The following is a 14946-nucleotide window of genomic DNA, read 5'->3' on the forward strand; positions in this document are numbered from 1 at the left end:
TCATGCATGCCCTGGTTCGACCATGACGACTGCAGCCTGCACTACGAGGAATACGGCCACGGCACCCCACTGATCTTGATTCATGGCCTGGGCTCCAGCAGCCAGGACTGGGAGCTGCAGCTGCCGGTGCTGTCCCGGCACTACCGCCTGATCGTGGTAGATGTACGCGGCCATGGGCGCTCCGACAAACCCCGCGAACGCTACAGCATCCCTGGCTTCAGCGCCGATCTGAGCGCACTGATAGAACACCTCGACCTGCCGCCGGCCCATGTGGTGGGGTTGTCGATGGGTGGCATGATTGCGTTTCAGTTGGCGGTGGACGAGCCCGGCAGCGTCCGCAGCCTGTGCATCGTCAACAGCGCGCCTGAGGTCAAGGTGCGCAGCGCCAATGACTATTGGCAATGGACCAAACGCTGGACGCTGGCCCGGGTGCTCAGCCTGAACACCATCGGCAAGGCTCTCGGTAACCGGCTGTTTCCCAAACCGCAGCAGGCCGACCTGCGGCGCAAGATGGCCGAACGCTGGGCAAAAAACGACAAACGTGCTTATCTCGCCAGCTTCGACGCAATTGTGGGCTGGGGCGTGCAGGAACGACTGTCCAGCATCGCCTGTCCAACCCTGGTCATCAGCGCCGACCACGACTACACCCCTGTGGCGCAAAAACAAATCTATGTAAAACTGCTGCCCGATGCGCGCCTGGTGGTCATCGAAGATTCCCGCCATGCCACGCCCTTGGATCAACCCGAGGTCTTTAACGCAACCCTGCTCGAATTTCTAAAGACCGTCGACACCACTGCTCAGGATCACTGACCCATGCTGAAAAAAATCGCCTTCTTTGCCGGTTCCGTTCTGTTCGCTGCCAACCTGATGGCGGCCCAGCCGGCCAAGGCGCCACACGTTTTGATCTCCACCACCAATGGTGACATTGAAGTCGAACTGGACCCGGTCAAGGCGCCGATCAGTACCAAAAACTTCCTGGCCTACGTAGACAAAGGCTTTTACACCAACACCATTTTCCATCGCGTGATTCCTGGTTTCATGGTTCAGGGCGGGGGGTTCACTCCACAGATGAAGCAGAAAGACACCCAGCCGCCGATCAAGAACGAAGCCAGCAACGGCCTGCACAACGTGCGTGGCACGCTGTCGATGGCACGCACCTCCAACCCGGATTCGGCCACCAGCCAATTCTTCATCAACGTGGCGGACAATGCGTTCCTCGACCCAGGCCGTGACGCCGGTTACGCGGTATTCGCCAAAGTGGTCAAGGGCATGGACGTGGTCGACATCATCGTCAACTCCCAGACCACCACCAAGCAAGGCATGCAAAACGTGCCGATCGACCCTGTCGTGATCAAGTCGGCCAAGCGCATCGACTGACGTCTGCAGGATGCTCCGCGCACAGCCCACAAGGCTGTGCGCGCACCTGAAAGGAGAGCCCGCCCGGCGGGCGTCAACCCCAATGCTCTATCGTCGTTTCGAACAACTGATCGATATTTTCCGCGACGCGCCCAGCGCCGCACCACCTGACAAAGTCCTACCCTTCTACCTCTACTACCTGCGCCAAGTGTGGCCGCATTTTGCCGCCCTGCTGGTGGTGGGCCTGATCGGTGCGCTGATCGAAGTCGCGCTGTTCAGCTACCTGAGCCGCATCATCGACCTGGCCCAGGGCACGCCGCCGGCGAATTTTTTCCAGGAGCACAGCAGCGAGCTGATCTGGATGGCCGTGGTCGCCCTGTTGCTGCGCCCGATCTTCGGCGCCCTGCATGACCTGCTAGTGCATCAAACGATCAGCCCCGGCATGACCAGCCTGATCCGCTGGCAGAACCACAGCTATGTGCTCAAACAGAGCCTGAATTTCTTCCAGAACGACTTCGCCGGGCGGATCGCCCAGCGCATCATGCAAACCGGCAACTCGCTGCGCGATTCCGCCGTGGCGGCGGTGGATGCGATCTGGCACGTCGCGATTTATGCCATCAGCTCTCTGGTGCTGTTTGCCGAAGCGGACTGGCGCCTGATGATCCCACTGGTGACGTGGATCATCTGCTACAGCCTGGCGCTGCGGTATTTCGTGCCGCGGGTCAAAGAGCGCTCGGTGATTTCCTCCGAGGCGCGCTCCAAACTGATGGGGCGCATCGTGGATGGCTATACCAATATCACCACCTTGAAACTGTTCGCGCACACCCAGTACGAGCAGCAATACGCCAAGGAAGCGATCATCGAGCAGACCGAAAAAACCCAGCTGGCCAGCCGTGTGGTCACCAGCATGGACATCGCGATCACCACCATGAACGGCCTGTTGATCGTCACTACCACGGGCCTGGCCCTGTGGTTATGGACGCAGTCGCTGATCTCGGTGGGCGCCATCGCCCTGGCCACGGGCCTGGTGATCCGCATCGTCAACATGTCCGGCTGGATCATGTGGGTGGTCAACGGTATTTTCGAAAACATCGGCATGGTGCAGGACGGGCTGAAAACCATCGCCCAACCGCTGGCCGTGGTCGACCGTGAAAACGCCCCGCGCCTGAGCGTGCCCCATGGCGAAGTGCGCTTCGAACAGGTGGACTTTCACTACGGCAAACAGAGCGGGATCATTGGCGGCCTGAACCTGACCATCAAGGCCGGGGAGAAAATCGGCCTGATCGGCCCGTCCGGCGCGGGCAAATCGACCTTGGTCAACCTGCTGCTGCGCCTGTACGACCTGCAAGGTGGGCGCATCCTGATCGACGGCCAGAACATCGCCGAGGTGGCCCAGGAAACCTTGCGCGAGCAGATCGGCATGATCACCCAGGACACCTCGCTGCTGCACCGTTCGATCCGCGACAACCTGCTCTACGGCAAGCCTGACGCCACCGATGAAGAACTCTGGAGCGCGATCCACAAAGCCCGCGCCGATGAATTCATCCCACTGCTGTCGGACGCCGAAGGCCGCACCGGGTTGGACGCTCACGTCGGCGAACGCGGGGTGAAACTCTCCGGTGGGCAACGCCAGCGCATCGCCATTGCGCGGGTGCTGCTCAAGGATGCACCGATCCTGATCATGGACGAGGCCACCTCGGCGCTGGACTCGGAAGTAGAAGCGGCGATCCAGGAAAGCCTGGAAACCCTGATGCAAGGCAAAACGGTGATCGCGATTGCCCACCGCCTGTCGACCATCGCCCGCATGGACCGCTTGGTGGTGCTGGAAAAAGGCCGGATCGCCGAGAGCGGCAGCCACGCCGAACTGTTGGCCCATGGCGGGCTGTATGCGCGGCTGTGGCAGCATCAAACCGGCGGCTTCGTCGGTATCGACTGAACACAACGCTGGTTGCACCGTCCGCCTGGCACTTTGCGCTGACCATGCTGTAATTCAGTGCAGTGCCCAGACGGGCGCTGAAGTAAATCTGCAGGGAGCATCACTGATTTACTGATTCGGTAGAGCGATCTATCAAGGACGGGTTTCATGTCTTTGTTCAAGCGTTCAGTCACAGAGGGGCTGGGTACGTTTTGGCTGGTGTTGGGCGGGTGCGGCAGCGCGGTATTGGCCGCAGCGTTCCCAGCGGTTGGGATCGGGTTGCTGGGGGTGTCCCTGGCGTTCGGGCTGACGGTGTTGACCATGGCCGCCGCCATCGGCCATATCAGCGGTTGTCACCTCAACCCGGCCGTGACGGTGGGCTTGGTGGTCGGCGGGAGGTTTCCGGCCAAGGAGTTACCGGTCTATATCATCGCCCAGGTCATAGGCGGCGTAGTCGCGGCGGCATTGTTGTATATGATCGCCAGCGGCAAGCCCGGCTTCGAATTGGCGTCGGGGCTGGCTGCCAACGGGTATGGCGAGCACTCACCCGGCGGCTATTCGCTGGCGGCGGGGTTCGTCAGTGAACTGGTGATGACGGCGATGTTCCTGGTGATCATCCTCGGCGCCACCGACCCACGCGCCCCCAAGGGCCTGGCGCCCATCGCCATCGGCCTGGCGTTGACCCTGATCCACCTGATCTCCATTCCCGTGACCAACACCTCGGTCAACCCGGCGCGCAGTACAGGCCCGGCGCTGATCGTGGGTGGGTGGGCGATCCAGCAGTTGTGGTTGTTCTGGCTGGCGCCGTTGCTGGGTGCGGCGATCGGCGGTTTTATTTACGGATGGTTGGGTAAGGAGCCTCCAGCCTGACGCCCCAATACCACGATGGGCCGGTGCAGCCCTGCCGATACAGGGCAGGGCTGCATTCAACAGAGGCTGACTTAACCCTGATGGGCCTGCATGTATTGACGCAACAATTGGTTGATCCGTGTCTGGTAGCCCGTACCCTGACCTTTGAACCACTCAAGAACGTCAGCATCCAGCCGAATAGTCACCGCCTGTTTTACAGGCACACGTAACTCCGCACGTCGGAAAAATTCGGCGTCCAACTCAGGGATGTCGCTGGTATCGATTTCTTTATCTTTCATCTTGGCCAGGCGCTCCCAATCAGTTTTGGATGTTTGCGTCATAGTATTTGGCCTCCTTCTTAGTTGCCTTTCGGGCGGAGATGATACGAATCACATCACCACACCGCTCGGTGTATACGACTACACCCATTAACCGTTTTATCCAGCCAATACAGATCCAACGCTCTTCCCCATAATCCGCTCGATCATCGCGCAAGGCCAGCATCGGATGGCGAAAAATATCGGGTACGTCATTGAAATCGATTCCGTGCTTGGAAATATTGACCTTGTTTTTTGATTCATCCCATTCAAAACGCATGGCAATGCCTGTATGTACTTTTGTACATACAAAGTAGCCAATTTTACAGTTCGTTTGCCGCGACGCGGACGAACGGCCTACGCCTGCCGATACGGCAGCGCCGCCCTCGCCTCTTCGGCATAGGCCAAAACGCCTACCCGTTCGCGCTCGAGAAAATCCTCTACCGCCTTTTTCAAGCCCGGATGCCGCAGGTAGTGCCATGACCGCGTGATCACCGGCTCGAACCCACGGATCAGTTTGTGCTCACCCTGGGCGCCGGCGTCGAAACGTCGAAGGCCGTGAGCGATGGCGTAGTCCATGCCCTGGTAGAAACAGGTTTCGAAATGCAGGCGGTCGAATTCCGCCAGGCAGCCCCAATAGCGGCCGTAGAAGCTGTCGCCGCCGATCAGGCTGAAAGCCATGGCCACCGGGCGTGTGCCCTGCTTGGCCAATACCACGCGGATTGCCTCGGGCATACGTTCGGCCAGCAGGCTGAAAAAGGCGCGGGTCAGGTACGGCGCCTGGCGCCGGACTGCATAGGTGTTGGCGTAACAGGCGTAGACAAAATCCCACTGCGCCTCGCTCAGTTCGTGGCCTTGCAGCCATTCGAACTCGATGCCCTGCCCCGCCACTTGCTCGCGTTCCTTACGCATCTGCTTGCGTTTGCGCGAGCTCAGGGCGTCGAGGAAATCCTGAAAGTCGCGGTAGCCGCGGTTCTGCCAGTGGAATTGACAACCCAGGCGCTGCAACCAGCCCGGTTGGCCGGCCAAGGCCTCATCAGCCAACCCGTCGGTAAAGTTGATATGCGCGCTGGAAAGCCCTTCGATTTCCAGGTAACCGGGCAGGCTGTTGAGCAGCTCGAAACCATCCTCGACGCTGGCGGCCAGCAAACGCGGGCCGCTTACCGGGCTGAACGGCACGCCTACCAGCAGTTTGGGGTAGTAATCGATACCGGCGCGCTCACAGGCATCGGCCCAGCCGTGATCGAACACGTACTCGCCATAGGAATGCCATTTGCGATAACCGGGCAGTGCCGCCACCAGTCGATCGCCTTCCCAGTGCAGCAAATGCTCCGCTTGCCAGCCTGACTGTGGGCCCAGGCTGGCACTGTCCTCCAAAGCGCTGAGGAAGGCATGTCGCACAAAGGGCTGGGCGCTCGGCAGCAGCGCATCCCATGTCTGCGGGGCGATTTCGGACAGGCTGTCCAGGCGTTGCAACGGCATCGGCATCCTCACTACATCATGGCGTGAAAGCTTCGCGAGTATCGCTTATCGCCGCGACCAGCACACCCTCGAATCGCCGGACAAGGCTCTAAACCAATAGTTCCACGCCCGAACAATTTGTCACCGACATGACATTACTTTGCCACTGTTCCGTCATAAACCACCGCGATACTGACGCCTGTTTTTAGAGCGCCTGGTTCTAGCAGGCGGTTATTTTTTCCGTCCGTCAACGGTCGGTTGTGTCCTGGATGGTTTGCCATCCCTCCCCACTTTCGGAGATTGATATGCGTCTTGCTTCCACTAAAACTGCGGCGGTCCTGTGTGGCGGCCTGTTGCTGGCCCTGAGCGTTCCGGCCAGCGCCGCAGTCGACGCTAAATTGCTCGACATGCTCAAGGCCAACGGCCAGATCACTGCGGCGCAGTACACCGAACTGCAAAACGAGTTGGCCAAAGACCAGAAAGAACAGCAGATCGCACGGCAAGCTCAACAAGAGACCAACGAACAGATCGCGGCCACCGCCAAGAAAGCCAACGAACTGAGCGTGTTCGACCAGAAGCTGGCCTGGGCCGCCAAGACGCAGTTCAAGGGTGATGTACGCTTCCGTCAGGAAACCATCAAGATCGACGGCGAACCCAACAACGGCGGGCGTGACAAGGATCGTCAGCGCATCCGTGCGCGTCTGGGCGCTTACACTGAGATCAACCCGCAAGTGGACACCGGCATCCGTATCGCCACCGGCGGCGGCGACGACGCGCGCTCCACCAACCAGGATCAGGATGGCTACTTCGACAAGAAGTCGATCTGGCTGGACCTGGGCTACATCGACTACCACCCCGACCAGATCAAGAACCTGCACGTGATCGGCGGCAAGATGCTGCAACCGTGGGTCAACATGGGCGATGTGATCTGGGATAGCGATATCAACCCTGAAGGCCTGGCCCTGACCTACAAGTACCCGCTGGGCAGCAGCGCCGAGCTGTTCGGCAGCATTGGTAACTACAACCTCAAAGACAACGTCGACGGCGACGGCGTGCAATTCCGCCACGACCTGCGCTTGACCGCCGGCCAGTTGGGCTCGCGTTTCTCGCTGACCGACAACCTGAAACTGACCGTGGGCGGCAGCGTCTACGCCTATCAGAACGATGAGGACAGCCGCTGCACCACGACCACCACGCCGTGCGCGCTGGCGGTCAACGGTAACTCGGCCAACGAAGAATTCCGCCTGTACGAAGGTTTCAGCCAACTGGACATCGGCGGCCTGGCCGTACCGCTGTCGCTGTACGGTCAATACGTGAAAAACAACGACGCCTCCACCGATCAGGACACCGCCTGGTTGCTGGGCGCCAAGTCCAAGGTGTTCGGTTTCAACCTGGACTACAACTACCGCGACACCCAGCGTAACGCCGTGGTCGGCGCCTTCACCGACTCGGACTTCGCCAACGGCACCACCGGTTCGCGCGGTCACAAGTTCAAAGTGGGTTACGACATCGACAAGAACTTCGCGGTCGGTGCCACGTACTTCCTGACCAAGGCGGATTTCTCCAGCCGTACCCAGCGCGACGCCGACACCAACACCCTGCAGTTGGATGCCGAAGCCAAGTTCTGAAGCTAGGCGCTGTAAGCCTCGGGCCAGGAAGGCCCGAGGTGGTTGTCACAGTCTGGCGTGGGCGGGGCGATCCCCATCATCCGTTCGGCTCACCCACGCGAGCCTGTTTATTTCCCGTCTTTGCGATCCTTGCGCCGCTCGTCAGCGAGCCGCTGCGCCAAGGCATCCACATTCTTGACCGGCGCGTCGGGCATCATCTTCAAGGTGGCTTGCATCAGGCGCATCTGGCGGATAAACCGGCGGCAGTTCGCGCAGAACATCAAGTGATGACGCACCATCAGGCGCTCGCGAAAGGTCAATTGCCCATCGAGATAATCACTGGAACGTGCCACTTGTTCTTTACAGGTCAGCATTCGCCGGTTTCCTCAAAATGCTCCACCGTGGCGAAGACTTTAAGCCGTGCCCGATGCAACAGCACTCGCACATTGGAGAGCGAGAGGGTCAGCAGATTACAGATTTCTTCCAACGCCAGGCCCTGGCGTTCGCGCAAGACCAACACACTGCTTTGCAGCTCGGACAAGCTCAGCAACGTATGTTCCAGGCAGTCGCGCAGCTCGTCCTCGGTGAGTAACGCCTCCGGCGTGTCCTGGTGCCAGGCATAAGGGGCGACGGCCCAGTGACCGTCATCGGGGCTGAAACGGTCGTCGCCGATGGTGCCGTGGGGCGAAGGCAAATCGTCGAGCAGCACCTCCCGACGATTCAGCTTGTAACGGCCCTTGGCGGCATTGGCGGTGATTGTCAGCAACCAGGTCTTGAGGCTGGAACGCCCCTCGAACTTGGCCAGATTGCGCACCACCGACAGCCAGGCGTCCTGTACCACCTCATCGGCATGGCGCTGGCCGACGATGGCATAAGCCACCGCCCGCATCGCGCTCTGATAGGTGCTGACCAGTTCTTTGTAAGCCTGCTGCTCGCCCTTGAGCAAACGTTCAAGCAGGTGCGCGTCGTCCGCTGCAGCCATTAAAGACTCCGGTTATTCAGCGCTTGCGCAGGATGACACTGCCGATCGAATAACCCGCGCCGAACGAACTGAGCACGGCAACCGAGCCCTTGGGCAAGTCGTCCTGGTAAGTGTGAAACGCAATCACGGAACCGGCCGAACTGGTGTTGGCGTAGGTATCGAGAATCACCGGTGCCTCTTGCACCGTGGCTTCGCGACCCAGCAGTTTCTTCACGATCAGGTGGTTCATGCTCAGGTTGGCCTGGTGCAGCCAGAAGCGCTTCACATCCGCCACATTCAGCTGGTTTTCTTGCAGGTGCACGCCAATCAGTTCAGCGACCATCGGGCATACGTCGCGGAACACCTTGCGGCCTTCCTGCACGAACAGCTTGTCCGGCGCACCGATGCCTTCCGGCGCCGCGCGATTGAGAAAGCCGAAGTTGTTGCGGATGTTGTTGGAGAACTTGGTCAGCAGCTTGGTGCTGACCACGTCGAATTGATGCTCGGAGGTGGCCAGGTCGGCACGCTCCAGGATCACCGCCGTGGCGGCATCGCCGAAGATGAAATGGCTGTCGCGGTCACGAAAGTTCAGGTGACCGGTGCAAACTTCCGGGTTGACCATCAGGATCGCCCGGGCCTGGCCCAGTTGGATGCTGTTGGCGGCATTCTGGATGCCGAACGTAGCGGAAGAACAGGCCACGTTCATATCGAAACCAAAGCCTGCGATACCCAGGGCTTCCTGGACTTCAATGGCGATGGCCGGGTAAGCGCGCTGCAGGTTGGAGCAGGCGACGATCACACCGTCGATGTCGGCGGCGGTCTTACCGGCGCGTTGCAGGGCCTGTTCAGCGGCACCGACGGCCATCTGGCAGAGCACCGACCATTCGTCGTTACTGCGCTCCGGCAGGCTCGGGGTCATGCGCTGGGGGTCGAGAATGCCGTCCTTGTCCATCACGAAGCGGCTTTTGATACCCGATGCTTTCTCGATAAAGGCCGCGCTGGACTCGGTCAGCGCTTGCACATCGCCGCGCTCGATGGCGGCGGCGTTGTCGCTGTTGAACTGATGCACGTAGGTATTGAAAGACTGCACCAGCTCTTCGTTGGAGATGCTGTTGGCCGGGGTGTACAGGCCAGTGCCGCTGATGACGACGTTATGCACGGTCGTTCCTCTAAATCTGTCAGGCAGAAGATATTGGTACCGTCGTACCAAACTGTAAGTAGTCCGATTCCGCACCGCGGACACCAAACTGGCATCGCTTTATTCCATCGCGCCGCAGACTTCTGCGACGATCCCGGCATTTATAGCGGCGAAGTTTGCCACAAACACAGGGATTTGGCGCCATCTGCCAGCGGGTTTCAATAGGAGAGAGGGCACGCCTCCTCTCCTATTTTGATCTGCCTGCCTGGCTGACCGAAAAAGCGATCAGGCCTCGATCAGGCTCCACTGCTTGCTCAATCGCTTGTCGGAAATCGGCACCTTGGTTCCAAGCTGTTGGGCAAACAGTGACACGCGGTACTCCTCCAGCCACCAGCGGTACAGCTCCAGTTGCGGGTCGCGCTTGCCTTCTTGGGTGTGTTTGTTCAGGCGGTTCTGGTACTGCGTCCACAGGCCGCTGAGTTCACCGCTCCACACTCGATCTTTCTGTACCTGGCTCGGCAGCTTCTCCAGACGCAATTCGATGGCCTTGAGATAGCGCGGCAGTTCCTTGAACCATTGCGCCGGCGTTTCACGTACGAAGCCTGGGTACACCAGGTTGCTCAGTTGCTGCTTGATGTCGTTCAACGCCACGGCCTGGGCCAGGTCGATCTTGCCTTTAAAGCGCTTTTGCAGGCCGTGCCAGAGTTTCAGCACATCCAGGGTCAGGCGCGCCAGGCGCTCGGCGTGTTCGGTCCAGCCGCTGCGCTTGCGCTCGGCCAGGGCCGCCAGGCCGGCGCCGTCGCGCGGCAGGCTGGCTTCACCTTCCAACACACAGCTGTCGAGGCTGGCCAACAGGATGTCTTCGACCAGCGCATCGATACGCCCCAGTTCGCGGTACATCAGCCCCAGTTCGGTAAGACCGGGCAACTTGCCACGCAGGAATTTCGCCGGTTCCGCCAGTTGCTGCATCAAGAGGCGCTGCAAAGCGCGACGGTGCTGGAACTCAGCCTCGGCGGCGGTTGAGAAACGCCCTTCCTTGACCGTGCCGTTCTCTTCCACCAGCGCCGGGTACACCGTCATGGACAGCCCGGCGATGTTCTGCTGGGTCTTCTCGGCCACCGCCGCGAACACCTTGGCCTCCACCGGTTGCTGGCTTTTCGCGGTCTGCGGCACGGCGAGCGCGGCTTGGCTGGCTTCGGCGAAGCGTGCGGTCAGTTCGGCCAGGTCGCGGCCTTCGCCGAGGAACTTGCCCTGGCCGTCGACCACCTCCAGATTCATCTTCAGGTGGTTTTCCACCTGCTGCGCCGCTTCGGCCCAGGCTTCGTCACTGACCCGCGCACCGGTCATGCGCAGCAGTTCGCGCCCCAGCGCCTGGGGCAGCGAGCCCTGGCCGAACTCGATACGTTGCAGCGCGGCCTTGACGAAGTCCGGCACCGGCACAAAGTTCTTGCGCAACGCTTTGGGCAGGTTGCGCACCAGCGCGATGCACTTGGCTTCGATCAACCCTGGCACCAGCCATTCCAGGCGCTCGGCGGGCAACGCCGGCAACAGCGGCGCCGGTACGCGCAAGGTCACACCGTCGCGCGGGTGGTTGGGTTCGAAGTGGTAACTCAAGGCCAGGGCCAGATCGCCCAAGTGCAAGGTGTCGGGGTAATGCGCGGCGGTGACTTCGCTGGCCTCGCGGGCCAGCACGTCCTCCTCGCGCATGATCAGCAATTGCGGATCTTTCTGGCTGTTGATCTTGTACCAGCTGTCGAAGGTCGCCGTCTGGTGGATTTCCGCCGGCAAGCGCGCGTCGTAGAAGGCGTACAGGGTTTCTTCGTCGGCCAGGATATCGCGACGGCGGGCCTTGGCTTCCAGTTCGTCGAGCTGCTCCAGCAAGCGCTGGTTGGCGCTGAGGCACCTGGCGCGGGACTGAATCTCGCCGCGCACCAGACCTTCGCGAATAAACAATTCCCGTGAGACGACCGGGTCGACCGGGCCGTAATGCACCGGCCGTCGACCGACCACAATCAGCCCGAACAGGGTGATTTGCTCAAAGGCCACGACCTGGCCGCGCTTCTTCTCCCAATGGGGCTCGAAGTGGTTCTTCTTGATCAAGTGCCCGGCCAGCGGCTCGATCCAGTCGGCGTCGATCTTGGCCACCATGCGCGCATACAGCTTGGTAGTTTCCACCAGTTCGGCGGTCATCAGCCATTGCGGGCGCTTTTTGCCGATGCCCGAGGACGGGTGGATCCAGAAGCGCCGCTGACGCGCCCCCAGGTAATCGCCGTCTTCGGTCTTCTGGCCGATCTGGCTGAGCAGGCCGGACAGCACGGCTTTGTGCAGTTTCGGGTAGTCCGCCGGGTCTTTATTGATGGCCAACTGCATATCGCGGCAAATCAGGCTCAACTGGCGATGGGAATCGCGCCACTCGCGCAGGCGCAAATAGTTGAGGAAGTTTTTGCGGCACCAGTTGCGCAGCGGGCTGGCGGTCAGTTCCTGACGCTGCTCTTCAAAGCCGCGCCACAGATTGACCAAGCCGGCGAAGTCCGAATCCGGGTCTTTCCACTGCGCGTGGGCCTGGTCGGCGGCCTGTTGGCGCTCCGGTGGGCGCTCGCGCGGGTCCTGGATCGACATGGCGCTGGCGACGATCAGCACTTCCTGCAAACTGCCGAGCTTGGCCGCTTCCAGCAGCATGCGGCCCATACGTGGGTCCACGGGCAGGCGCGCCAACTGGCGGCCCAGTGGGGTCAACTGGCTGTTTCGGTCCACCGCCGACAGCTCTTGCAGCAGATTGAAACCGTCACTGATGGCCTTGCCGTCCGGCGGTTCGATAAACGGGAAGTCGGTGATTTCGCCCAGGCGCAGGTGCAGCATTTGCAGGATCACGGCGGCGAGGTTGGTGCGCAGGATTTCCGGGTCGGTGAATTCCGGACGGCCGATAAAATCCTCTTCGCTGTACAAACGCACGCAGATGCCCGGCTCAACCCGGCCGCAGCGGCCCTTACGCTGGTTGGCGCTGGCCTGGGAAATCGCTTCGATGGGCAGGCGCTGCACCTTGGCGCGGTAGCTGTAGCGACTGATGCGCGCCGTGCCGCTGTCGATCACATAGCGAATGCCCGGCACCGTCAGCGAGGTCTCCGCGACGTTGGTCGCCAGCACCACGCGACGGCCGGGATGGGATTGGAAGATCCGCTGCTGCTCGGCGGGCGACAGGCGCGCATACAACGGCAGAATCTCGGTGTGCTTGAGCTGGGCCTTGCGCAGCATGTCGGCGGCGTCGCGAATCTCGCGCTCGCCCGGCAGGAACACCAACACGTCGCCGGGGCTACGCCGTTCGCTGCGCTCGTAGGCGGCGATTTCATCGAGGGCGGCGAGGATCGCCTGGTCAACGGTGAGGTCGTCCTCGACACGGTTGCCCTCCTCGTCCTGCTCCAGGGTCAGCGGGCGGTACCACGTCTCCACCGGGAACGTACGACCCGAGACCTCCACAATGGGCGCATCGTCGAAGTGCTTGGAGAAGCGCTCCAGGTCGATGGTGGCCGAAGTGATGATCACTTTGAGGTCCGGGCGACGCGGCAACAGGGTCTTGAGGTAGCCGAGCAGGAAGTCGATGTTCAGGCTGCGTTCGTGGGCTTCGTCGACGATGATCGTGTCGTAGCGTTCCAGATAACGGTCGTTCTGGGTTTCCGCCAGCAGGATGCCGTCGGTCATCAGCTTGATCAGGGTGTTGGCGTCGCTCTGGTCTTCGAAACGGACCTGGTAACCGACCAGCGCGCCGAGGGGCGTGGCCAGTTCTTCGGCGACGCGGCTGGCCACGCTGCGCGCGGCAATCCGGCGTGGCTGGGTATGGCCGATCAGGCCGTACTGGCCGCGACCGATCTCCAGGCAGATCTTCGGCAACTGGGTGGTCTTACCCGAGCCGGTTTCGCCGGCAATGATCAACACCTGGTGCTTGCTCAGCGCGGCCTTGATCTCATCGCGCTTGGCGGCGATGGGCAGGCTGTCGTCATAGCGGATCACTGGCAGGCTGGCGCGCCGCGCCGTCACCTGGGCACAGGAGGCCTGCATGCGCGCGACCCACTGCGCCAACTTTTCCTCGTCGGGTTTCTTGCGCAGCTCAAGCAACTGCCGGCGCAAGCGGTGGCGGTCGGCGAGCATGGCGTGATCGAGGTTTTTGAGTAGTTGGTCGATAGCGGGCGCTTGGTCAGTCATCAGGGCGGCAAGGGTCTTTTGGGTGAGGCAGGTGAGGCCTGCGCAGCGTAAGTCATCAGAGAGGGCGGGATTGTCGCAGATTTCGACCAGTATGGAGACGGTCAGTCAATTACGACTGCGCTGACTTACCGCCGACGACGATATTTACTACGCCACTGAGTAGATCACTCTGTCGTCTTAATGGCAGAAGTCCGATGGGATAGATGGCATGCGAACGGTTCAATGAACCTTCCAGACACCTCTGGCCAACCTTCATTTTTCAACGTGAACCGGAGTTTCCATGCCGCTAAGTCCGTCCACTACGCGCTCACACAACCCGCCCTCCTACGCCGAAGCAACAAATCCTCGGAACCCGCCGCCCTATGAGCACCCTCCGAGCTATGCACAAGCAACAGGTACCCAACCTTCGGCCAGTAATAGCCGTGCTCCATCCACACCGGCCACCAACCTGACGGCGAATAGAATCTCGCAGTATCACTCTATAAGCCAGGCCAATCGAGGCGTGAACTTCATGAGTGACCATTAACAAACGAAAGCCAAGAAGACTCACCTTTTCCATTCAATACTTTTAATACCCCATTAAAAACACAGCGTTTTATTTAGTTAAATAAATAAGCACTTTGTGCTTTTTTTGAAAAAACACTAATGCACTGATGCAATCTCGAAACTTTATTCGACGCATTATTTACCAGTTACCAACAACAGTCATCGGAGTTTTTATGCCTATAGATCGCATGTCTTCATCTCGTGTCGGAGGCTATGGACATTCATTTGCGGAAAAGCACCAACGCACGCCCGACAGCATGCCACAAGGCGCCTCGGCGTCGTCCTCCAGTTCGTGGAAAACCATAGAAACTTTAAAAAGTCTCCCCACCGACTTCCCTACGTCCAAATTCGGTCAAAGTCATGTTGACAAGCCTATAGGTTTGCTACAGAGAAAAATTGAACTACAGGACAAAGGGTATTCGACCAAGAATGTCGACAACGCATATAAAGAGTCGATGAATGACCTCTACCAGGCAACGGCTAAAGGCCAGAGCAGTTCGTCCAACGAAGTGGACAGAAATCGTTTGACTAACTGGAGCGACAGGGTACTGGAAACTAACAAAGACGTACCATTCCTGAAGTAAACTCAAGCGAACCGT

13 protein-coding genes are annotated in these 14946 nt (G+C 60.1%); 6 read left to right on the forward strand and 7 right to left on the reverse strand.

All coding sequences use genetic code 11. The annotated features are described in order from the left end of the window. The first annotated feature begins 6 nt into the window (after positions 1-6). From FIV35_RS08240 to aqpZ, 4 genes are all read left to right on the forward strand, one after another. Entirely contained in the window at positions 7-810 is an 804-nt protein-coding gene (locus FIV35_RS08240; protein WP_034138907.1) for an alpha/beta fold hydrolase, read from the forward strand. A 3-nt stretch (positions 811-813) separates the two neighbouring features. Beyond that, complete coding sequence (locus FIV35_RS08245; protein WP_034138908.1) at positions 814-1377, forward strand: peptidylprolyl isomerase; 564 nt, start codon at positions 814-816, stop codon at positions 1375-1377. Positions 1378-1459: 82 nt separating this feature from the next. After that, positions 1460-3292 carry an ABC transporter ATP-binding protein gene (locus FIV35_RS08250; RefSeq protein ID WP_034138909.1) on the forward strand — a complete coding sequence of 611 codons (1833 nt, stop codon included), beginning with the start codon at positions 1460-1462 and terminating at the stop codon, positions 3290-3292. Positions 3293-3439: 147 nt separating this feature from the next. After that, a complete protein-coding gene (gene aqpZ / locus FIV35_RS08255; protein ID WP_034138910.1) occupies positions 3440-4141 on the forward strand; it encodes an aquaporin Z in 702 nt (233 codons plus the stop codon). 71 nt (positions 4142-4212) lie between these two features. On the opposite strand, the gene FIV35_RS08260 is transcribed toward aqpZ, so the two are convergent. The 3 genes from FIV35_RS08260 to FIV35_RS08270 all read right to left on the reverse strand — a co-directional run bounded on the left by FIV35_RS08260 (position 4213) and on the right by FIV35_RS08270 (position 5919). Beyond that, on the reverse strand, positions 4213-4461 hold the full coding sequence (locus FIV35_RS08260; protein ID WP_034114783.1) for a BrnA antitoxin family protein: 249 nt from the start codon (positions 4459-4461) through the stop codon (positions 4213-4215). Then, a complete protein-coding gene (locus FIV35_RS08265) occupies positions 4439-4717 on the reverse strand; it encodes a BrnT family toxin (RefSeq protein ID WP_034138911.1) in 279 nt (92 codons plus the stop codon). Before FIV35_RS08265 ends, FIV35_RS08260 begins: the two co-directional genes overlap by 23 nt. 77 nt (positions 4718-4794) lie before the next feature. Next, positions 4795-5919, reverse strand: coding sequence for a GNAT family N-acetyltransferase (locus FIV35_RS08270; RefSeq protein WP_034139006.1), 1125 nt, complete (start codon positions 5917-5919; stop codon positions 4795-4797). Between the two features lie 284 nt (positions 5920-6203). Between FIV35_RS08270 and FIV35_RS08275 the strand changes: the two genes are divergently transcribed. Continuing rightward, positions 6204-7526, forward strand: a complete 1323-nt coding sequence (locus FIV35_RS08275) for a putative porin (RefSeq protein ID WP_034138912.1) — start codon at positions 6204-6206, stop codon at positions 7524-7526. 107 nt (positions 7527-7633) lie between these two features. Here the strand turns inward: FIV35_RS08275 and FIV35_RS08280 are convergent, their stop codons facing one another. The 4 genes from FIV35_RS08280 to hrpA all read right to left on the reverse strand — a co-directional run bounded on the left by FIV35_RS08280 (position 7634) and on the right by hrpA (position 13801). Further along, on the reverse strand, positions 7634-7879 hold the full coding sequence (locus FIV35_RS08280) for a zf-HC2 domain-containing protein (RefSeq protein ID WP_034099654.1): 246 nt from the start codon (positions 7877-7879) through the stop codon (positions 7634-7636). Next, the gene (locus FIV35_RS08285) at positions 7873-8487 is read right to left on the reverse strand and encodes an RNA polymerase sigma factor (RefSeq protein ID WP_034138913.1); all 615 of its coding nucleotides are present in this window, start codon (positions 8485-8487) and stop codon (positions 7873-7875) included. The genes FIV35_RS08280 and FIV35_RS08285 overlap by 7 nt, the downstream gene beginning before the upstream one ends. Positions 8488-8503: 16 nt before the next feature. Further along, positions 8504-9625, reverse strand: a complete 1122-nt coding sequence (locus tag FIV35_RS08290) for a beta-ketoacyl-ACP synthase III (protein ID WP_034099658.1) — start codon at positions 9623-9625, stop codon at positions 8504-8506. Between the two features lie 264 nt (positions 9626-9889). Then, positions 9890-13801 (reverse strand): ATP-dependent RNA helicase HrpA, encoded by a 3912-nt coding sequence (gene hrpA / locus FIV35_RS08295; RefSeq protein ID WP_083377785.1) that lies wholly within the window; start codon positions 13799-13801, stop codon positions 9890-9892. A gap of 719 nt (positions 13802-14520) precedes the next feature. Here hrpA and FIV35_RS08300 point away from each other — a divergent pair. Next, positions 14521-14931: a hypothetical protein gene (locus FIV35_RS08300; protein ID WP_034138915.1), complete on the forward strand. Its 411-nt coding sequence runs from the start codon at positions 14521-14523 to the stop codon at positions 14929-14931. Positions 14932-14946: the final 15 nt, after the last annotated feature.

The sequence above is a fragment of the Pseudomonas rhodesiae genome (assembly GCF_007858255.1).
GTDB classification, from domain to species: Bacteria; Pseudomonadota; Gammaproteobacteria; order Pseudomonadales; family Pseudomonadaceae; genus Aquipseudomonas; species Aquipseudomonas rhodesiae.